Source organism: Arthrobacter sp. H20 (genome assembly GCF_000520515.1).
Lineage (GTDB): Bacteria > Actinomycetota > Actinomycetes > Actinomycetales > Micrococcaceae > Arthrobacter_D.
The window spans coordinates 53129-71410 of record NZ_KI914713.1; the positions used below are offsets into that span (position 1 = coordinate 53129).

The 18282-nt window shown below is 63.6% G+C and carries 20 protein-coding genes and 1 riboswitch; of the genes, 12 read left to right on the forward strand and 8 right to left on the reverse strand.

Translation table 11 applies throughout. From position 1 onward, the window contains the following. On the reverse strand, nucleotides 1-1100 hold a 1100-nt coding region (locus Y703_RS0103600; RefSeq protein WP_026551621.1), incomplete at its 3' end, for an ABC transporter permease. Continuing rightward, complete coding sequence (locus Y703_RS0103605; protein ID WP_026551622.1) at nucleotides 1097-2029, reverse strand: ABC transporter ATP-binding protein; 933 nt, start codon at nucleotides 2027-2029, stop codon at nucleotides 1097-1099. The genes Y703_RS0103605 and Y703_RS0103600, both read right to left, overlap by 4 nt. Before the next feature lie 163 nt (nucleotides 2030-2192). Here Y703_RS0103605 and Y703_RS0103610 point away from each other — a divergent pair, with 163 nt between their 5' ends. Continuing rightward, complete coding sequence (locus Y703_RS0103610) at nucleotides 2193-3485, forward strand: aspartate kinase (RefSeq protein WP_026551623.1); 1293 nt, start codon at nucleotides 2193-2195, stop codon at nucleotides 3483-3485. On the opposite strand, the gene Y703_RS17720 is transcribed toward Y703_RS0103610, so the two are convergent. From Y703_RS17720 to Y703_RS0103625, 3 genes are all read right to left on the reverse strand, one after another. Beyond that, nucleotides 3482-3703, reverse strand: a complete 222-nt coding sequence (locus Y703_RS17720) for a hypothetical protein (protein ID WP_253907926.1) — start codon at nucleotides 3701-3703, stop codon at nucleotides 3482-3484. The two genes, Y703_RS0103610 and Y703_RS17720, sit on opposite strands and share 4 nt — an antisense overlap. Nucleotides 3704-3857: 154 nt before the next feature. Beyond that, on the reverse strand, nucleotides 3858-4466 hold the full coding sequence (locus Y703_RS0103620) for a GyrI-like domain-containing protein (RefSeq protein ID WP_026551624.1): 609 nt from the start codon (nucleotides 4464-4466) through the stop codon (nucleotides 3858-3860). A gap of 29 nt (nucleotides 4467-4495) precedes the next feature. Next, nucleotides 4496-4702, reverse strand: coding sequence for a hypothetical protein (locus Y703_RS0103625; protein WP_026551625.1), 207 nt, complete (start codon nucleotides 4700-4702; stop codon nucleotides 4496-4498). A gap of 141 nt (nucleotides 4703-4843) precedes the next feature. Here Y703_RS0103625 and Y703_RS0103630 point away from each other — a divergent pair, with 141 nt between their 5' ends. From Y703_RS0103630 to purL, 5 genes are all read left to right on the forward strand, one after another. After that, entirely contained in the window at nucleotides 4844-5788 is a 945-nt protein-coding gene (locus Y703_RS0103630; protein ID WP_035763746.1) for a hypothetical protein, read from the forward strand. Between the two features lie 69 nt (nucleotides 5789-5857). After that, the gene (locus Y703_RS17725) at nucleotides 5858-6361 is read left to right on the forward strand and encodes a hypothetical protein (RefSeq protein WP_051427273.1); all 504 of its coding nucleotides are present in this window, start codon (nucleotides 5858-5860) and stop codon (nucleotides 6359-6361) included. Between the two features lie 162 nt (nucleotides 6362-6523). Next, nucleotides 6524-6793: a phosphoribosylformylglycinamidine synthase subunit PurS gene (gene purS / locus Y703_RS0103640; RefSeq protein ID WP_026551627.1), complete on the forward strand. Its 270-nt coding sequence runs from the start codon at nucleotides 6524-6526 to the stop codon at nucleotides 6791-6793. Then, nucleotides 6790-7533 carry a phosphoribosylformylglycinamidine synthase subunit PurQ gene (gene purQ, locus Y703_RS0103645; RefSeq protein WP_026551628.1) on the forward strand — a complete coding sequence of 248 codons (744 nt, stop codon included), beginning with the start codon at nucleotides 6790-6792 and terminating at the stop codon, nucleotides 7531-7533. The genes purS and purQ overlap by 4 nt, the downstream gene beginning before the upstream one ends. Next, complete coding sequence (purL, locus tag Y703_RS0103650) at nucleotides 7533-9851, forward strand: phosphoribosylformylglycinamidine synthase subunit PurL (RefSeq protein ID WP_051427274.1); 2319 nt, start codon at nucleotides 7533-7535, stop codon at nucleotides 9849-9851. The genes purQ and purL overlap by 1 nt, the downstream gene beginning before the upstream one ends. A 90-nt stretch (nucleotides 9852-9941) precedes the next feature. Here purL and Y703_RS0103655 read toward each other — a convergent pair whose 3' ends face one another. Together Y703_RS0103655 and Y703_RS0103660 are read right to left on the reverse strand one after the other, a co-directional pair. Next, nucleotides 9942-10472 carry a DUF1990 family protein gene (locus tag Y703_RS0103655; protein WP_026551630.1) on the reverse strand — a complete coding sequence of 177 codons (531 nt, stop codon included), beginning with the start codon at nucleotides 10470-10472 and terminating at the stop codon, nucleotides 9942-9944. Then, on the reverse strand, nucleotides 10462-10857 hold the full coding sequence (locus Y703_RS0103660; RefSeq protein ID WP_026551631.1) for an MmcQ/YjbR family DNA-binding protein: 396 nt from the start codon (nucleotides 10855-10857) through the stop codon (nucleotides 10462-10464). The genes Y703_RS0103655 and Y703_RS0103660 overlap by 11 nt, the downstream gene beginning before the upstream one ends. A gap of 60 nt (nucleotides 10858-10917) precedes the next feature. Between Y703_RS0103660 and Y703_RS0103665 the strand changes: the two genes are divergently transcribed. After that, nucleotides 10918-11745, forward strand: a complete 828-nt coding sequence (locus tag Y703_RS0103665) for a DUF1206 domain-containing protein (RefSeq protein WP_026551632.1) — start codon at nucleotides 10918-10920, stop codon at nucleotides 11743-11745. Between the two features lies 1 nt (nucleotide 11746). Here Y703_RS0103665 and Y703_RS0103670 read toward each other — a convergent pair whose 3' ends face one another. Then, nucleotides 11747-12163 carry a CoA-binding protein gene (locus tag Y703_RS0103670; protein WP_026551633.1) on the reverse strand — a complete coding sequence of 139 codons (417 nt, stop codon included), beginning with the start codon at nucleotides 12161-12163 and terminating at the stop codon, nucleotides 11747-11749. A 224-nt stretch (nucleotides 12164-12387) separates the two neighbouring features. On the opposite strand from Y703_RS0103670, the gene Y703_RS0103675 reads away from it, so the two are divergent. The 5 genes from Y703_RS0103675 to Y703_RS0103700 all read left to right on the forward strand — a co-directional run bounded on the left by Y703_RS0103675 (nucleotide 12388) and on the right by Y703_RS0103700 (nucleotide 18061). Continuing rightward, complete coding sequence (locus Y703_RS0103675; RefSeq protein WP_026551634.1) at nucleotides 12388-13200, forward strand: ABC transporter ATP-binding protein; 813 nt, start codon at nucleotides 12388-12390, stop codon at nucleotides 13198-13200. 147 nt (nucleotides 13201-13347) lie between these two features. Further along, a complete protein-coding gene (locus tag Y703_RS0103685; protein ID WP_026551635.1) occupies nucleotides 13348-14391 on the forward strand; it encodes an aliphatic sulfonate ABC transporter substrate-binding protein in 1044 nt (347 codons plus the stop codon). Beyond that, the gene (locus Y703_RS0103690) at nucleotides 14388-15290 is read left to right on the forward strand and encodes an ABC transporter permease (RefSeq protein ID WP_026551636.1); all 903 of its coding nucleotides are present in this window, start codon (nucleotides 14388-14390) and stop codon (nucleotides 15288-15290) included. The genes Y703_RS0103685 and Y703_RS0103690 overlap by 4 nt, the downstream gene beginning before the upstream one ends. Further along, a complete protein-coding gene (acs, locus tag Y703_RS0103695; protein WP_035763702.1) occupies nucleotides 15281-17248 on the forward strand; it encodes an acetate--CoA ligase in 1968 nt (655 codons plus the stop codon). Before Y703_RS0103690 ends, acs begins: the two co-directional genes overlap by 10 nt. Before the next feature lie 117 nt (nucleotides 17249-17365). After that, the gene (locus Y703_RS0103700) at nucleotides 17366-18061 is read left to right on the forward strand and encodes a hypothetical protein (RefSeq protein ID WP_026551638.1); all 696 of its coding nucleotides are present in this window, start codon (nucleotides 17366-17368) and stop codon (nucleotides 18059-18061) included. A 113-nt stretch (nucleotides 18062-18174) separates the two neighbouring features. Next, nucleotides 18175-18280: riboswitch (SAM riboswitch) on the forward strand. Nucleotides 18281-18282 lie beyond the last annotated feature (2 nt).

Here is an 18282-nt window from a genome sequence, read left to right on the forward strand (position 1 = left end):
GGAGTGGCGAGCTTGCGCCGTCCGAGCCAGAGTAAGCATCCCGCCAGTACCGACTGCAGTGCCAGCCCCAAAGGCCAGATTGGGAATCCGTCTTCGGGGAGGTCCCGTCCGGCCCCCTGGGCCTCCTCGCAGGTCGTTTCATAATCTGGGCCAGCCTGCAGAAGCCGGACTCCCTGGCTGATGCCTTCCATTACGCCGGGCTGGACGTAGGTGTCCGAGTTGATCGATGCATAACTCCCGCTGGTATCGAGGCCCCTCCCATAAGGGACCGAATCCGCCACGATGACGAACGGATTGGCAGCAAGCAGCCATGCGGTGCGTTCTGTGTGGTGGACAGTCTGAAGTTGGGTTCTGGTGATGCATTCCATCTCCGCCGACGCCGGCAGCGGCACCGAGTAATCAGTGCCTGGGGGGAAGTCCATATAGGAGGAGGTCACCTCCACGTTCTCCTCGTCGACCAGCGCGTAGCTCAGCCCAAAGGCGATCAGGGTGCCGATTCCAAGCAGGGCCACCACCATATAGGTGGTCACAATAGAGAACAGCGGCCGGTTGGCCAGGGCGGAAATGCCGATCCCGATCGCCGCGACAATGCCTAACTCGATGCTGAGCATCAATAGTGAGACGAATGCCTCCGCCGGATTCACTCCGCCCAATGCCAGCGCCCAGAAGATGAACGGGGTACTGACCAGCAGGAAAGCCAGCGACGCCACCCACGAGGCAAGCCATTTACCCCACAGGATCTGCCCAGGAGTCAGGAGGGTGATCTGCAGGATGGCGAGAGTCCCGGCGGCGCGATCCCCGTTGACCGCATTGGCTGAAAGCCCCGGTGCGACCAGGAGGCCGAAGAACAGCACAAAGCCCACCACAAGGTCAAAAAGGACTGCGCCAGTCCCGAAAGTCGACGCCGTAGTTGCCGACGCCAGCAGGAACACCATACCGATGACGAAGAACCAGACGATGAGCATGATGTACCAAGCCCGGGCCCGCAGCCGCTGCCGCATTTCGAGACCGAACACTGCCTTCGCTCCGCCCCAGTAGGTCAGGGCAAGGTCGGAGGACGCACCGGTAGAGCCCGGCTGCTCAGTGATTGAGGTACTCATTGTCTTTCCGTATCCAGGCTCATGTAGGTTTCTTCGAGTGCTCCGCCAGCCGGTGCGAAGGCAGTAACGGCGACGTCGGCAAGAACCAGCGTCCTAAGAAGCCACGCTGCCTGATCGGTGCTGCTGACCAGCACCTGGTATTCGGCCCGTCGGGAATCGCCCCGCTCCTCGAACTGGACGCCATGGCTGGCTAGCGCGTCAGCTAGTGGCTGCATCGGATCCGCTTGGATGTAGTACCGGCGGATCTGGGTGCCTGCCTCGTCGAGGGTCTGGTTCTTGACAGACTCTCCTCGGTTAATGAACACGGCGCGGTCAGCGATCTCGTCCAGCTCTGACAACACATGGCTTGAGACAACTACCGTCTTCCCCTGGTCCGCCAGCGAGCGCAGGGTTGATCGAAGTTCCACTCTGGAGCCGGGGTCCAGACCAGACGCCGGCTCGTCCAGCAAGAGCACCGCCGGATCGTGGATCAGCGCCCTGGCCAGGCTTAGCCGTTGCTGCTGCCCCCGGGACAGCACTCGCGCCGGCTTGTCAGCGAACTCTTCCAGCCGGACGGCTGCAAGCAACTCAGCTGCACGATCCCGACGCCGGTCAACCGCCATCCCATAGAGCGACCCCATGGTGGTCAATATCTCGGTGGTGGTCAGCGACTCCCAGACGCCCAGGGTGTCGGGCATCCATCCGACCCGGCGCCGCACCGCCGCTGCGTCCTGCATCGGGTCCGCCCCACCGACGGTGAGCGTCCCGGTATCCGGTGCCAGGAGTGATGCCAGGATCAGGAGCAAAGTGGTCTTGCCCGAGCCATTGGGCCCGATCAGCGCTGTCACCTCCCCGGGTGGCGCGTCAAAGTCGATGTGCCTGATGGCCGCGACGGAGCCGAAACTCCGTGCGATCCCCCTGGCAACGATTCCCCCATACTCGTTGTTCATAACGTGAACACTATGCGACTTAGGTCACCCCCATCGCATCCCGACGGAACAATCAGACACGCAATTGGCTGCCACAAAAGCGACGGGGCTAAACTTGGACCGTCAACCGAAGCGCCAAAGGTGTCGCCCGGCATCACCTAAAAATCCGTCAGCGAGCGTGCGCATGGCCTTGATCGTCCAGAAATTTGGTGGCTCCTCAGTGGGGGACGCCGCCGGAATCAAGCGCGTCGCGGAACGGATCGTTCACACCCAGCACGCTGGCCACCAAGTGGTTGTTGTCGTTTCTGCAATGGGCGACAGCACCGATGAGCTCCTCGATCTGGCAGCCCAGGTGTCCAACGACGCCGTCGCGAACCCCCGCGAGATGGACATGCTTCTGAGCGCTGGGGAGCGCATTTCGATGGCTCTCCTGGCCATGGGGATTTACGGTCTCGGCGCCTCGGCTCAATCGTTCACCGGCAGCCAGGCCGGCATGATCACCGATGCCATTCACGGCCGCGCGCGCATCATTTCCGTGTCACCGCATCGGATCAAGACTGCCATCGACCGCGGCGACGTCGCTATCGTCGCAGGGTTCCAGGGCATGAGCCGGGAAAGCAATGACATCACCACGCTGGGTCGTGGTGGGTCTGACACGACCGCGGTGGCCCTGGCAGCGGCACTCAAGGCTGATGTATGCGAAATCTACACCGACGTCGACGGCATTTACAGCGCTGATCCGCGGGTGGTTCCGAGTGCCCGGAAGATCGATCAGATTTCCAGTGAGGAAATGCTCGAGATGGCGGCATCGGGTGCGAAGATCCTGCATCTGCGCAGCGTTGAATACGCGCGGCGGTTCGGGGTGCGGCTGCACGTGCGGTCCTCCTTCAGTAACCAGGAAGGCACCTGGGTGCTGCCCAGCCCTGACGACCACATCAAGATTCAAGAGGGAGATCCCATGGAACAACCCATCATCTCGGGCGTCGCCCACGACCGTTCAGAAGCGAAAGTCACTGTGGTGGGTGTGCCTGACATCCCCGGCAAGGCCGCCGAAATTTTCGGTATCGTCGCTGGGGCTCACTCCAACATCGACATGATTGTGCAGAACGTCTCCACGCACGGCTCCGGTCGCACTGACATCTCCTTCACCCTCCCGATTGTTGAGGGTTCTGAAGCACTCGCTGCCCTAAAAGCTGCCCAGGATCGCGTGGGGTATGAAAGTGTCGACTATGACGAGAAGATCGGCAAACTGTCGCTGATTGGAGCAGGAATGAGGTCGAACCCCGGGGTGTCATACCGGTTCTTCAAGGCACTCTCCGATGCTGGCGTGAATATCGATATGATCTCCACGTCTGAGATCCGGATCTCAGTGGTCACCGACGCAGACCTGCTCGATAGCGCGGTCCGCGCCGTCCACGCGGCGTTCGATCTGGACGGCGAGACGGTGGCGACAATCCACGCAGGGACCGGGCGCTAATCCTCGGTGTGAAGGGCCTTCTTGCCTGAGAAGTCGGGGTACCTCATCGGCGGCTCGGGCGGGGGTACCGTTGGGTGCTCTTTCCGCACCGCGTAGTGGTGACCCTCCGAGTCTTCCTCCACTTCGAACCCGGCAAGGTCAGCGTCGGACGCCTCCTCAAATTCGTCGTGCCGATGAACCACAGGGAGGCTCGGATCACTCCGATCCGCCGGGCCCATGAACACTTTGGCAGGGTTCTTCAACCACTTTCGCGGTGACCCCTTGGTGGGATTACTCATTCGAACCGCCTTCTTTCGTCAAGATGCCCTGAGGTCAATTTTACGGCCGAAACCCGGAAAAGGCGCCGCCTCTTCGGTTCCTGAACTGTCGGCATCAGAAGACTGGCTGGCGAAGAATTACCTTCAACTTGTCGGCAGCGGTCCGACGGGAATCGCTGAGATAAATCTCATGGTGCTTGCCGGTCATCGTTAGCGAGTGGGCTGGGATGAACTGGCGGTGCATCGCCTCGAGCACTGGCCCTTCGGCGTCATAAGACCCGATGTGCAAGGTCTGTGCGGCTCGACCCTCATCGAACCGTTCGAGTCGCAGAGCGCTCAGGACCGGGGCGCTGCCCTTGCGCTCGACTGCCTGCCTGGCGGCGTCGAAATGGTCGTCAGTGATCCGATCGGGGACCATGTTCATCATGGTCCAGTCCCACCGGGACTTGTCCCGCGAGGTAGTGAACGTGTCCATATCTGCTGACCACCACAGTGCTTCCAGCGGCATCACTACGTAATCGCTGCCGAGGTCGACCTTGCTGAGGAACTTCAATCTGTAGGCAACCGGGTAGACCGTCGCCAGAGCGTCAGCAAAAGCATTCGAGGTGTTCGGGTCTCCGCGGCCATCGATCATGAGGAACTTCATCGCCGGGACCCTGACAAGTTCGATGTCGCCGCGGGGTGCGCGGTAGGTGTTGATCTGCTTCTTGAAATCCACTCTCACTGTCGCGTCTGTCGAGGTGGGGCGATCAGCTAACTTTTCGGCACAACGTAGGTGCTGCCGTTCGGCCGCTTCACCGTTTCCCATTGGGATGCATCAGCTTCGCGCTCTTTCAGCGAGGCCTGGTTCTCCTTGGTCATCGGGTGGTCCAACGAGCTACTCTGCGCTGGACCGAAGATCGCTCGCGCCCGGCCGGTCGTCCTCATGAACCGGTGCACAAAACTGGGCTTTTCAGCCATCGTGTTCCTTCCGCGCGTGCTGCTCGAACGAGATGTCCATTTACCATTATCCTCCCTGGCTGACGGCTCGGACACTTCGGCAGACCGGGGCCCCGGTGAGACACTTGACGGGTGAGCAGTCCAACCACCACTGAGCCAACCATGAACCGGTCGAGCTCCCTGACCGTGCCCTCGCGGGACGAGTGGCTCGCCGCTGCGGCGGCGCATCGGGACAGGGTAGTACCGTTTTCGCGGCCCTACCTTGAGCGTCGAGCCGCCGGAGAGAAACACCCGGTGGAGGACTTCCTGTTCACTTACTACACTCAAAAACCCGGTCCGCTGGCTCGATGGCACCCCGGTGCCGGCGTCGTACTCACCGGGCCGGAGGCCGCGGAGCGCGCCGCCTGGAAGCACTATCGACGGCTCACCGCCGCAGAGTGTGATGAGCTCTCCCTGACGGCCAAGGATGAAGCCGTCACTGCGGACGTGAACGGGTTCCGTCGGGACCGGGTCGAAGCCCTGGAGTTTGCGGCGATTATTGTCCGCCGCACCCAGGCCCGGCGGGCACAGCTGGGCTGTTTCGGGTTGCACGAGTGGGCGATGGCTTACCGATCGCAGGTCAACGGCGTGCGCCATGAGTACCTCGAGCTCCGCCTGGGCGCCGGCGGTACCGATCAGGTCGTGGAGGACAGCAGGATCAGCTGCACCCACTTTGACGCGTTCCGTTTCTACACTCCGCAGGCAACACCCCTGAACATGATTCAACCCACCCGTGAAACCCAACGGGACCTGGAACAGCCCGGCTGTCTGCACGCCAACATGGACCTCTACAAGTGGGCCTATAAGCTCACTCCCCTGCTTCCGAGCGACCTGGTGATGGACTGCTTCGAACTGGCGTGGCGGATCCGGGCGATGGATATGCGGGCATCGCCCTACGATCTGGGCGCCTGGGGCTATGCGCCGATCCGCATCGAACGTCCCGAGGGCCGCGCTGAGTACTCCCGATTGCAGCGTGGATTTTCTGAAGAATCCCAGGAGCTTCGGCAACGATTAGGTACCGCTTTGGAGAACCTGGAACCCTCCCAAGGACTGTCCTCGTTGAGCTAGTGACCGGCCCCAGCGCAGGTCTTTACAGTATCCATGGCGGGGTTGCCACCCGCAGGCGAAGGAGATCCGATGATTCGCGAACACCTTTCCCGGCGCTCGTTGACACCAGCGAATCTCCTGGTCGGCTCCGGCATCCTTCTGCTGGCGCTCACCGGCTGCGGCGCCGAAAGCGGCGGAACATCGCCGACAGCACCCGAGCCGTCGGCATCCGCCAGCGCGGAACCCGCCGCCGACTCCCAGCTCACTGTGGTGGTCACCGCCGGCGACGGCGTCGAACCCATCACCTACGAGCTGGCCTGCACCAACGGCGAACCGGTCGGCGAGTCGGAGTTAGAGGATCCCGCTGCGGCCTGCGAGGTGCTCATGGCCCACGGTGATGTGATCATGGCCGAGCCCGATGCCAATGTCATGTGCACCCAAATGTACGGGGGTCCGGAGACCGCCGTCGTGACCGGGATCGTGGACGGGGACGAGGTCAACGCCACCTTCTCGCGTCAGAATGGCTGCGAGATTGACCGGTGGGCGATGTTCGAGCCGGTACTTGGAACCCCCGGCGGCACGGGCACCCTGTAACAGTGCCGCCAGTGCCCTCCGGGCGAAATCACCGGTGGTGGGTGATCCCCGTTAGACTGGTAGGGCAAGCTCGCGGAGCGCTGGATTCACCATATTTCTCAGCGTGAGACGGCACCTCCGGAGCTACTGCATTTAACGCACCTTGAGCCCAGGAGTAACCGGATGCCCCGGATAGTTGTTGACGTCATGCCCAAGCCTGAAATCCTTGATCCGCAGGGAAAGGCCATTGCTGGCGCGTTGCCCCGGCTGGGCTTTACCGGGTTCACTGGGGTCCGCCAAGGCAAACGATTCGAACTCACCGTCGCCGGTGAGGTGACCGAGGAAGTGCTGGAGCAGGCCAGGACAGCGGCCAGCACACTCCTCTCGAACCCGGTCATCGAGGACGTCACCCGCGTTGAGGTTCTCCCCGAAACCAACGAGGGCGAGCAGTGAGGCCGGAAGCCACCACACTCGACTCCGTGCGGGTCGGGATTGTCACCTTTCCCGGCTCGCTCGATGACCGCGATGCGGCGCGGGCTGTGCGGCTCGCCGGCGGCATCTCAGTCCCCCTCTGGCACGGCGAGCACGATCTGCAAGGCGTGGACGCCGTCGTCGTCCCCGGCGGTTTTTCCTACGGTGACTATCTTCGGGCCGGTGCCATCTCCCGGTTCGCTCCCCTGATGGAACAGATCACCATGGCCGCCTCCGGTGGCCGCGATGCCTTACCGGTGCTTGGCATCTGCAACGGCTTCCAGGTCCTCACCGAGGCGCACTTGCTGCCTGGCTCGATGATCAAGAACAACCACCTTCACTTCCTTTGCCGCGACCAGCGCCTGCGCGTCGAGAACTCCGCTACCGCCTGGACCAGTTCCTACGCAGCCGGCGACGAAATCATCATCCCGCTGAAAAACCAGGACGGACAGTTTGTCGCTGATGAGCGGACCCTCGACGAGCTGGAGGGCGAGGGCCGGGTGGTGTTCCGCTACGTCGGCGACAACCCCAACGGGTCGCGCCGCGACATTGCCGGGATCTCGAACGCTGCCGGGAACGTGGTGGGCCTCATGCCGCATCCCGAACACGCAGTTGAAGCCGGTTTTGGTCCTGACTCTTCGGCCGCCGGACAGGTCGGTGTCCGCGGTGGCACCGACGGCCTGGGAATATTCACCTCTGTACTGAAGAAGCTGGTTAATTAGTGACGCTCAATAGCTCCGCTGCCCCCGCACCCTCCGAATCCCGGAAGTTCAACATCGACACGGTTGCCCATGCCACCGATACCCCGGAACTGGAACTCCCCTGGGCCGCTCTTGGGTTGAAGGAAAACGAGTTCGACCGGGTGGTCGAGATTCTCGGCCGTCGTCCCACCGCAGCCGAGCTGGCCATGTACTCGGTGATGTGGAGCGAACACTGCTCCTACAAATCCTCCAAAGTGCACCTCAAGCAGTTCGGCGACAAGGTCACCGATGCCATGAAGAAACACCTCCTCGTGGGTATCGGTGAGAACGCCGGCGTCGTCGACATCGGCGATGGCTGGGCCGTTACGTTCAAGGTGGAATCCCACAACCACCCCTCCTTCGTGGAGCCGTACCAGGGTGCCGCGACCGGAGTCGGCGGCATTGTCCGCGACATTATTTCGATGGGCGCCCGCCCGGTGGCAATCATGGATCCGCTGCGGTTCGGTGCGATCGACCACCCCGACACCCCACGGCTGGTGCACGGCATCGTGTCGGGTATTGGCGGGTACGGCAACTCACTGGGCCTGCCGAATATCGGCGGCGAAGTGGTGTTCGGCTCCGTTTACCAGGGAAACCCGCTGGTCAACGCACTGGCCGTGGGTGTCCTGCGCCATGAGGACATCCGCCTGGCCAACGCCTCAGGTGTAGGCAACAAGGTGGTGCTCTTCGGTGCCCGCACCGGTGGAGACGGCATTGGCGGCGCGTCAGTGCTGGCGTCGGAGTCATTCGATGCCGACAAGCCATCCAAGCGCCCGGCCGTCCAAGTGGGCGACCCATTCGCCGAGAAGGTACTCATCGAGTGCTGCCTCGAACTGTTCAAAGCCTCGGTGGTTGAGGGCATCCAGGATCTCGGTGCCGCCGGCATCTCCTGCGCCACGTCCGAGCTGGCGTCCAACGGCGATGGCGGCATGCACGTGGAACTGACCGATGTACTGCTGCGCGATCCGTCACTGACACCCGGTGAGATCCTGATGTCCGAGTCGCAGGAACGCATGATGGCAGTTGTGACCCCTGCCAACACTGCGGCGTTCGAAGCGATCATGGAGAAGTGGAACGTCGAGTACTCCTGGCTTGGTGAGGTCACCGACACCGGCCGCCTCATCATCGAGTGGGACGGCGAGAAGATCGTCGACGTCGATCCCCGCACCGTCGCCCACGACGGCCCCGTCTACAACCGCCCTTTCCACCGGCCCTCCTGGCTCGATGCGCTCCAGGAGGACACGTTCGATGGTGACCGGCCAGCGGACGGCGATGCGCTGCGCGCAGCGGTCCTGGAACTTATGGCAGCACCGAACATGTGTTCAAAGGACTGGATCACCAACCAGTACGACCGCTTTGTGCAGGGAAATACCGCTCTCGCGATGCCCGACGACGCCGGAGTGGTGCGGGTGGATGAGGAAACGGGCCTCGGCGTTGCCATCTCCACCGACGCCAACGGCCGCTACTCCTACCTCAACCCCTACGAGGGCGCCCGTCTGGCCCTCGCCGAGGCTTACCGCAACGTCGCCACCACCGGCGCCAAGCCATTGGCCGTCACCGACTGCCTGAACTTCGGCTCCCCCGAGGATCCCGAGGTGATGTGGCAGTTCGCCGAAACTGTGCGCGGCCTAGCCGACGCCTGCCACGAACTCGGCGTCCCGGTCACCGGCGGCAATGTGTCCCTCTACAACCAGACGGGCGGCGTTGCCATCCACCCGACGCCGGTGGTCGGAGTCTTGGGCGTGTTCGACGACGTCGCCCGCCGCACCCCCTCGGGCTGGCGTGATGACGGCCAGGCCATTTACCTGCTGGGCACCACCCGTAACGAGCTGGACGGCTCCGAGTGGGCCAACCTCCGCGGGCACCTGGGCGGGCAACCCCCTGTGGCTGATCTGACTGCTGAGAAAACCCTCGCTGCCATCCTGGTCAATTCATCCCGTGACGGCATGATCGACGCAGCACATGACCTTTCCGAGGGAGGGCTGGCCGCAGCGCTGTCCGAGGCAGCACTGCGCTTCGGCGTTGGCGCCCGGATCGGGATTGACGAGCTCTGCGAGCGCGACGGCGTCGACCCGTTCACCGCACTGTTCTCCGAATCGCAGGGGCGCGCAATCGTCAGCGTTGCCCGTTCCGAGGAGGTACGGTTCAACGACATGTGCACGGCACGCAACTACCCGCACCTCAGAATTGGTGTAGTCGATGCTGAGAACGGCGCGTTGGACGTGCAGGGACACTTCACCCTGCCACTTGGAGAGTTGCGCACCGCTCACGAGGCCACCCTGCCCGACCACTTCGCCTAGCGCTCCGCCGCACCCGATACCGGCAGCCGAACCCGATACCGGCAGCCGCGCCCGATATTTCAGGGGCGTTTGCCGGAATCGGGTCGGAAACTAGCGGGCCAGCCGTTGCGCGGTAGCGAGGTACCGGCGGGTCACGAGCTCCTGGCAGAACCGGGCTACGGGGGCGCCCAGGACAAAGAACCAGTTGGCGTGCCGGCTGAAGGCGAACACTTCAAAGTAGACAGCCCCGTCCGGCGCTAGTACAGCGATGAAAGCCTCTTCTCCGCGTTCGGGGTGGCCCGGCAGCGTGCCATACCCAAACCCGGCCCGCTGCGCCCCACCGGCGTGGTCGTTATCAACCGGTTCTTCGGTCCAGACAACCCGACATGGCGCCGGCAGCCGGAGCCGACCAACACCAAAGGCTGGCACCACATCGCTGCCAACGACTGCACGGGCCTGGCCTGCCGGAACGCTTAGCCCGGCGCCGCGGTGCAGTTGCCAGGACAGGATCCCCTCGGCGAGCCGTGCGTAGGCTGTGTACCCTGTTCCCACGCGAGCCCGCCGGCTGACCGTGCGATAACCGGGTAGGGATTCGCCCCGCTGGCTCAGTCCAACTGGCTCATACGTAAAATTAGGTGTCATCTTCTGCTGCCCATCTGCTCCAGCCGAGCGTCGCGCGGTCTCGCACCGGCAGCGATGCCACCACGAGGTCGTAGGAATCCTCAATCATGTCGCGGATCATCGGGTCCGGGAGGCTACCGGTACACGACACACCATTCCAGTGTGTTTTATTCAGGTGGTAGGCGCCCACAATCTCCGGGTGCGCGGCTCGCAGCTGTTCCGCCAGTTGAGGTTCACACTTCAGGCTGATTGACAATGCCACGTCCGATAGATCGGACAGGGCAAACATCTTCGCAACACCCCCCGGCGCTTTCACCTTGAACACCGAGGCTGTGGGGCCAAAGGGGAAGTCCTCGAACGCACCCGGCAGCCCCAGGCACAAATCCCGCAGAACAGCTGCTTCCATAGAGTGAGCGTACCGCCAAAGAATGGCAGGATGGGAGGACACCAACTGCAGGAGAGCACCATGAGCGAGGCAAAACGCCAGGCCGGCAAGGCAGCCGACGCCGCCGAAGACGTATCGGATTCCAAGGCCTTCGAAATCGCCGCCAGGGCAGGCTACATTGCGGCCGGGCTGCTGCACCTCCTGATCGGCGTGATCGCGCTCCGGGTAGCGATGGGCGGGTCCGGCAGTGCTGACCAAAGTGGTGCGATCAGCGCCCTGGGGAACGGGCCCGGCGGCTCGCTGCTCTTGTGGGCCTGCTCGATCGGATCGATCGCCCTAGCCCTCTTCATGCTCAGCGAGGTGTTCTTCGGCGCCCACGGAATGAAGGACTCCGACAAGCTCAAGTTCCGCGCCAAGAACGCGGCCAAAGGGGTGACCTACGGCGTCATCGGTGGCACCTTCGCCACCTACGCTGCGGGTGGCAGCAGTGACAGCAGCGAAAGCACCCAGAACGTGAGCGCCTCCCTCATGTCCAACCCCGCAGGCTCGTTCCTGCTGATAGCGGTCGGAGCAGCAGTGATGGTGGTCGGTGGATACTTCATCTACAGCGGCGTAACCAGGAAATTCCGGGAGAACCTGTCGGGACTGCCCGGCAAAGGCGCCGGCACCGCGGTGGTCCGCCTCGGCATGATCGGCTATGTCGCCAAGGGAGCGGCTCTGCTGGTGTTGGGCCTGCTGTTCATCGTTGCAACGCTCCAGAATGATCCCGAGGAGTCCACCGGCCTGGACGGCGCCCTGAAGTCCCTGCAGGGCCAGCCCTACGGTGCGTGGATTCTTGGCGTGATAGCAGTTGGCCTGATCGCCTACGGCGTCTTCATGGTGATCCGGTCCCGCTACCAGAAGATGTAGCCTACAGCCCGAGTCGCGGCGCTTCGATCGCCGGGCAGGTGTCCATAACGACGGCGAGGCCAGCTGATGCCGCGCGGGCGGCAGCCGCCTCATCGATCACACCGAGCTGCAGCCAGACCGCCTTTGCCCCCACCTCGATGGCCTGATCCACTACCGCGCCCACCTTCGACGAATTCACAAAACAGTCGACAACGTCGATAGTTCCTGGGATGTCGTCCAACCGCCGGTACCCGGTCCGACCGTGAACCTCGTCGCCCTTGAGGCTGACCGGGATCACCTCCATCCCGAGGTGATCAATCAAGAACCTGGAGACCCCGAGCGCCGCGCGTCGGGGGTTATTGGAGAGCCCGACCACCGCCCAGCGGGCGGGCGTGGTGAGGAGTGTGCGGATTACTTCAGGATCGTTGCTTTGTGACATAGTGGCGCACCTTTCGCTGCAATCGGTCGGATTGTTACGCCAGCACTTGCGATGAACCCGTGAACAGGAGTTTAGTGGTTCTTGACCATCCCGAGCGGCCGAGAGACCTGGATCGATGAAGCCGCAGCAACCCTGGCCATCCGGCTGACCACCTGCAGAGCATGAGTGCAGCGGAAAACCGGTGACAGTAGGGTGCTACCGCCAGGACCGATGGAGATAATCCTATGACCGTTCTGGCATCACCACGCTCAACTGCTGCTGTGCCCACCAAGCAGGCTCTCAATGTGACCTTCGCAGGACTGGGCCGCAGCTTCGGATCGGGCTCCGACCGGCGCACGGTCCTGCGGGACATCAACTTCGAGGTCAGCGCCGGCGAAGTCCTCGCTATCCTAGGCCCCAGCGGCTGCGGAAAATCAACGCTGCTCAGAGCGGCCGCAGGACTGGATGCACTCAACGCCGGGTCAGTACTGATTGACGGTATCGAAGTCCACGGCATCAACGAACGGTGCGCAGTGGCGTTTCAGGAACCACGGCTCCTGCCCTGGCACACGCTGCAGGCCAACGTGGCCATCGGCTTACCGAAAGCGTCCAGCGCCAGCGAGGGCAAGACCAAGGTAGCTGAGCTGCTACACCTCGTGGAGCTCGACGCGTTCGCCAAACACCGGCCGCGGGAAGTGTCAGGGGGAATGGCGCAGCGTGCCTCTCTGGCACGTGCACTGGCGCGCAACCCAGGGGTCCTCATTCTCGACGAACCGTTCGGAGCGCTCGACGCCCTGACCCGGATCAAAATGCAGGACTTGCTCCTCGATATCCACCGTGCCCAGCCCACCACCGTCCTGCTCGTGACCCACGATGTCGACGAAGCGCTGCAACTGGCAGACCGCATCATCGTCCTCGGTTCCGATGCGGACTTGCCCGGCGCGACGATCACCGAGGTGCTCACCGTTCCGGGTCAGCGCCCCCGCAGCCGCAACTCAGCCGATCTGGGCCGAATGCGCAGCTCCCTGCTGACCTCCCTTGGGGTTACTGGCCACTAGGCCAGGCCAGCTCCTGCCCTTCGGGCTCCCCCGCATCCCCCTGCCCTGCTGCACCTGCGGCCTCCGTGCCGTCCGCGTCGCCCACCCAACGCATTCTTCCTCTCACGCAAGTCGTCCTGAACGATTTGTCTCACCCTAAGGACCCTCATGACCAGCCACCCCGCCTCCCGCTCCCGCCGCCCAGTCCTGTGCGTCGCTTCACTCGCCGCCGTCGTCTCCCTTTCGCTGACGGGCTGCATGGCCGGTGAGGACGCCGCCGGACCAGCTGGCGCCGCTGGCGGAGAGCTGAACATCGACTTCGCCACCTATAACCCGCTGAGCCTGGTAATCAAGGAGCAGGGGTGGCTGGAGGATGAGCTGGCTGACCAGAACGTGACAGTCAACTGGATCCAATCCGCCGGGTCCAACAAGGCCAACGAGGCACTGCGGGCGGGAGCCATCGACGTCGGCTCCACAGCCGGTTCAGCAGCTCTGCTTGCCCGGTCCAACGGCTCGCCCATCAAGACGATCGACATCTACTCCCAGCCGGAATGGGCTGCCCTGGTGACCAACGAAAACTCCGACATCCAGGAGATCGAAGACCTGCGCGGCAAGTCCATTGCCGCGACCAAAGGCACCGACCCGTACTTTTTCCTGCTGCAGGCCCTCGAAGCCGGCGGAATCGATCCGTCCGAGGTGACAGTTCAGAACCTGCAGCACGCCGACGGGCGGGCTGCCCTGGCGAACGGGTCGGTCGACGCCTGGTCCGGCCTCGACCCGATCATGGCTTCAGCCGAGCAGGACGGCGCCACCCTTTTCTTCAGGGACATCGACTTCAACACCTACGGTTTCCTGAACGCCACCGAGGACTTCCTCGAGGAAAGTCCCGAGCTGGCCCAGACCGTCGTGAACGCCTATGAAAAGGCCCGTGAATGGGCCACTGAAAACCCTGAGGAGACGGCCGAGATCCTCGCCGAGGTGGCAGGGATCGACGTCGAGATCGCCAATGCGGTCATCATTGACCGCACCAACCTGGACATCGATCCAGCCCCGGGCGAGGCACAGCGGGCTGTGCTGGAGAAGATCGGCCCGGTATTCGTCGAATCCGGTGACGTCTCCAGCCAGGAACAAATTGACGAAGCGCTGGACACCCTCTTTGACGACTCCCTGGTGAGTAACGCGGATCCCACGGCTATTGAGGCCTCCTCATGACGGGCGTCGGGAATCCGTACGTTGACGAGAAGAGTGTTAGTGGCGTGGACACGGCCGGAGGCTCTACCGTGGCAACTGCTGGGCCTGCACAGCCGCCGCCTAGCCGTGGCGGACCGGCGCATGGATGGTCCCACACCGGCCTGCTGCAGCGCAGCTGGGTGCGTCTGCTCCTCGGGTTGATCCTCCCCGGGCTGATTCTCACCCTCTGGCAGTTGAACTCGGTAATCGGCCCGTTCAGCGCCGTCCAGGTCCCACCACCCGCGGCGGTATTCAACGCGGCCGTCGAGCTGATCCAGCGTGGTGAACTATGGACCCACATCGGTATCTCCACCCAACGGGTGCTCCTTGGTTTTACCTTCGGCGCAACCCTTGGCCTGACCATCGGGTCGCTGGTGGGACTGTCGCGGATCGCCGACGCCCTGCTGGCGCCGACCATCGGCGCGCTGCGGGCCGTCCCATCGCTGGCCTGGGTGCCACTGCTGATCCTGTGGATGAAGATCGGTGAAGATTCGAAGGTCACGCTGATCCTCATTGGCGCTTTCTTCCCAGTCTTCACCACCGTGTACCTCGCCCTGCGCCATGTTGACCGGAACCTGGTGGAGGCTGGCAGGGCGTTCGGGCTGAACGGATTCAAGCTGTTGACCACAGTGCAGCTCCCTGCGGTGATTCCCTCGGTCTTCTCCGGTCTGCGGCTGGGCCTCGCCCAGGCGTGGCTGTTCCTGGTCGCCGCCGAACTCATTGCCTCCTCGCTGGGCCTCGGGTATCTGCTCACCGATTCGCAGTACAACGGGCGGGTAGACAGGATCTTCCTCGCGATCATCCTGCTGGCAGTCATCGGCAAGAGCACCGACGCTCTTTTGGGGGTCGCTGAGAAGTGGGCGGTGCGACGATGGACCTGAGCCTGCAGGAAGCCGGCCAGCTCACCGACGCCAACCGGTTGGCGTTCTGGGATCGGGCGGCACACCGGCTCGAGTGGGCCACCGAATGGTCAACAGTTCACAGCTTCGAACCAGCCCGGCCGGTCACCGACGGTGCCGACGGCGACCTCACCGTCCCAACGATCGAGTGGTTCGCCGGCGGCCGCCTCAACGTGGCCTACAACTGCGTTGACCGGCATGTCGACGCAGGGTTCGGCGACAAGGTAGCCCTGCACTTCGAGGGCGAGCCAGGCGACCGACGGACAGTCACCTACATCCAATTACAGGCAGAGGTGTCCCGCGCCGCCAACGCGCTGCTGAATCTCGGGATCGACCAGGGCGACCGGGTGGTCATCTACCTACCCGTCCTAGTGGAAACCATAGTCATCACCCTGGCCTGCGCCCGGATCGGCGCGGTCCATTCACTGGTGTTCGGGGGGTTCTCGGCAGAAGCCCTCCGGTTCCGGGTAGAAGACACCGGCGCGAAATTACTGGTCACCACCGACGGGCAGTACCGCCGGGGTACAGCGGTGCCCGTCAAGGCCAACGCTGACAAAGCGGTATCCGGGCAGAACAGCATTGAGCACGTCCTCGTGGTCCGCCGCACCGGCGACGACGTCCAATGGACCGATGGCCGCGATGTCTGGTGGCATGAAGCGGTTGGTGCCGCTTCCCCGCACCACGTCCCCGAGGCGTTCGACGCCGAGACCCCTCTGTTCATCATGTATACCTCCGGCACCACCGGTAAACCAAAGGGCCTGGTGCACACCTCCGGTGGGTACCTGACCCAGGCGTCGTGGAGTTTTGAGTACCTGTTCAGCCACCCTGAGCCTGCCCGGCGGGAGCGGGATGTCCACTGGTGCACCGCTGACCTCGCGTGGGTGACCGCCCATACCTACGAGATCTACGGGCCGCTCTCCAACGGTGCCACCCAGGTGATCTTCGAGGGCACGCCCAACACGCCGCACCCGGGACGGCACTTCGAAATCATCGAACGCTACCGCGTGACCAGCTACTACACGGCGCCCACCCTTATCCGGTCGCTGATGGGCTGGTTCCCTGACGGCGTGCCGGCTGGCTACGACATCTCCTCGATCCGGCTGCTCGGAACAGTCGGTGAGGCGACCAACCCGGAGGCCTGGCGGTGGTTCAGGGAACACCTCGGGTCGGGTACAGCGCCCGTCGTCGACACCTGGTGGCAGTCCGAAACCGGTGCCACCATCCTGTCCCCGCGCCCCACCGACACCTCCTTCAAGCCGGGCTGCGCCTCCCGCGCCCTCCCAGGAGTCAGTACCCGAATAGTTGACGACGCCGGTGAGCCGGTACCATCCGGCGAACAGGGACTGATCGTGGTCGACCGGACCGGACCGGCCATGGCACGAACAGTCTGGGGAGACCCGCAGCGCTACCTGGATTCCTACTGGCGAAAGTTTGCGGCGCAGGGCTGGTTCCTGGCCGGGGACGGCGCACGGCACGACGAGGACGGCGACACGTGGATCCTCGGGCGGGTCGACGACGTCCTCAATGTGTCTGGTCACAGGCTCTCCACCATTGAGGTCGAATCCGCGTTAGTGGCTCACCCATGGGTAGTCGAGGCGGGCGTCTGCCCGGTCGCTGACCCGCGGACCGGGCACGCCATTGCCGCCTTCGTCGTGCTCTCCGGCCCATCCGGTCCTGGCGACCTTCCCCAGGACGAGGTGACCCGGGTCCTTCGGGACCACGTCGCGACGGTGATCGGGCCGATCGCCAGGCCCGCCGCCGTCGTCGTCGTCGAAGACGTCCCCAAAACCCGTTCCGGCAAGATCATGCGGCGGCTCCTGACCCAACTGTTCGAGGACAAGACACTGGGTGACACCACGTCCCTGCAGAACGAGGCCTGCGTGCCCGGAATCGCTGCGGCCCTCGCCGCGCGGACACCACCCGCCCCAGCCCTTCGCTGACTGTCGCAGGGGTCCTGTGGCGACCGAAGGGCCTCGTTCCGGGGGTGCCACCTGGCCCACCTCACCGTCCGGGCGGCGTGTTTGTCCGTCCTGGCGCGTGTGTGGTCAGGTAAGACTATGAGCGTTGACAAGGATGAACAGAAGCGGCGCGAGGATCGACTGGCCATTACCCGCATAGTGCTTCGGCCCACGGGAACCCCGCTACCGCTGGCGTTCATGGCCTTGGCAGTGGCAACCATCGGGGTCAGCGCATTGCAGGTAGGACTGATTCCGGCCGACGAGGAACTCATCATCACGCTGGCGATCCTGGTTCTGACTGTGCCGCTGCAGCTGTTTTCCTCCATCATCGGCTTTGGCGCCCGCGATCCCATCGCAGGCACCGGGATGGCAATGGTTGCCGGCACGTGGGCCGTTATTGCAGTGGCAATGCTGGCCACTCCGGACGGGGCGTCGATTCCCAGCCTGGGGGTCCTCCTGATTACCTCGGCGGCAACCATGGTCGCTCCCGTGCTGGGCGCCAAAGGCAAGCTGGTTGCCGCAGCCGTGCTGACCGGGTCCGCACTGCGCTTCGCCATGACCGGCGTCGCCCACCTGACCGGTGCCGATGGGTGGGAAATGGCCGCCGGACTCTTCGGCTTTGCCCTCGGTGCCTTGGCAATCTACGCTGCGATCGGTTTCGAGACTGAAGAGGCTGGCGGACCGATCCAGTTCCCACTCCTGCGCCGCGGAACAGGAACTAAACCGCTGGTCGATGACATGGGCGAACAAGTCGAAGGCATAGCCCGGGAGGCAGGCGTCCGCCGACAGCTGTGACCATTCCGGTGGTCGGACGCTGCGCCTCAACTCGTTTCCCTGCCCCAGAGGGGCAGACTCGCAACGGAGAGCAACAATGTTGGCTCACCGGGATAGGACTGCCACACTGGGGGTGACCATCCCGAGCGGTACGAGAGATCTGGCTCATTGACACCGCAGCAACCCTGGCCACTGCCTACAGCAGTGACATTAGGGTGCTAATGCCAGGCACGATGGAGGAT

Coding starts and splice junctions, on each gene's coding strand:
- Y703_RS0103605 (WP_026551622.1), bottom strand. CDS start 2,029: ATGAACAACGAGTATGGGGGAATCGTTGCCAGGGGGATCGCACGGAGT.
- Y703_RS0103610 (WP_026551623.1), top strand. CDS start 2,193: ATGGCCTTGATCGTCCAGAAATTTGGTGGCTCCTCAGTGGGGGACGCC.
- Y703_RS17720 (WP_253907926.1), bottom strand. CDS start 3,703: ATGGGCCCGGCGGATCGGAGTGATCCGAGCCTCCCTGTGGTTCATCGG.
- Y703_RS0103625 (WP_026551625.1), bottom strand. CDS start 4,702: ATGGCTGAAAAGCCCAGTTTTGTGCACCGGTTCATGAGGACGACCGGC.
- Y703_RS0103630 (WP_035763746.1), top strand. CDS start 4,844: ATGAACCGGTCGAGCTCCCTGACCGTGCCCTCGCGGGACGAGTGGCTC.
- Y703_RS17725 (WP_051427273.1), top strand. CDS start 5,858: ATGATTCGCGAACACCTTTCCCGGCGCTCGTTGACACCAGCGAATCTC.
- purS (WP_026551627.1), top strand. CDS start 6,524: ATGCCCCGGATAGTTGTTGACGTCATGCCCAAGCCTGAAATCCTTGAT.
- Y703_RS0103655 (WP_026551630.1), bottom strand. CDS start 10,472: ATGACACCTAATTTTACGTATGAGCCAGTTGGACTGAGCCAGCGGGGC.
- Y703_RS0103660 (WP_026551631.1), bottom strand. CDS start 10,857: ATGGAAGCAGCTGTTCTGCGGGATTTGTGCCTGGGGCTGCCGGGTGCG.
- Y703_RS0103665 (WP_026551632.1), top strand. CDS start 10,918: ATGAGCGAGGCAAAACGCCAGGCCGGCAAGGCAGCCGACGCCGCCGAA.
- Y703_RS0103670 (WP_026551633.1), bottom strand. CDS start 12,163: ATGTCACAAAGCAACGATCCTGAAGTAATCCGCACACTCCTCACCACG.
- Y703_RS0103675 (WP_026551634.1), top strand. CDS start 12,388: ATGACCGTTCTGGCATCACCACGCTCAACTGCTGCTGTGCCCACCAAG.
- Y703_RS0103685 (WP_026551635.1), top strand. CDS start 13,348: ATGACCAGCCACCCCGCCTCCCGCTCCCGCCGCCCAGTCCTGTGCGTC.
- Y703_RS0103690 (WP_026551636.1), top strand. CDS start 14,388: ATGACGGGCGTCGGGAATCCGTACGTTGACGAGAAGAGTGTTAGTGGC.
- acs (WP_035763702.1), top strand. CDS start 15,281: ATGGACCTGAGCCTGCAGGAAGCCGGCCAGCTCACCGACGCCAACCGG.
- Y703_RS0103700 (WP_026551638.1), top strand. CDS start 17,366: ATGAGCGTTGACAAGGATGAACAGAAGCGGCGCGAGGATCGACTGGCC.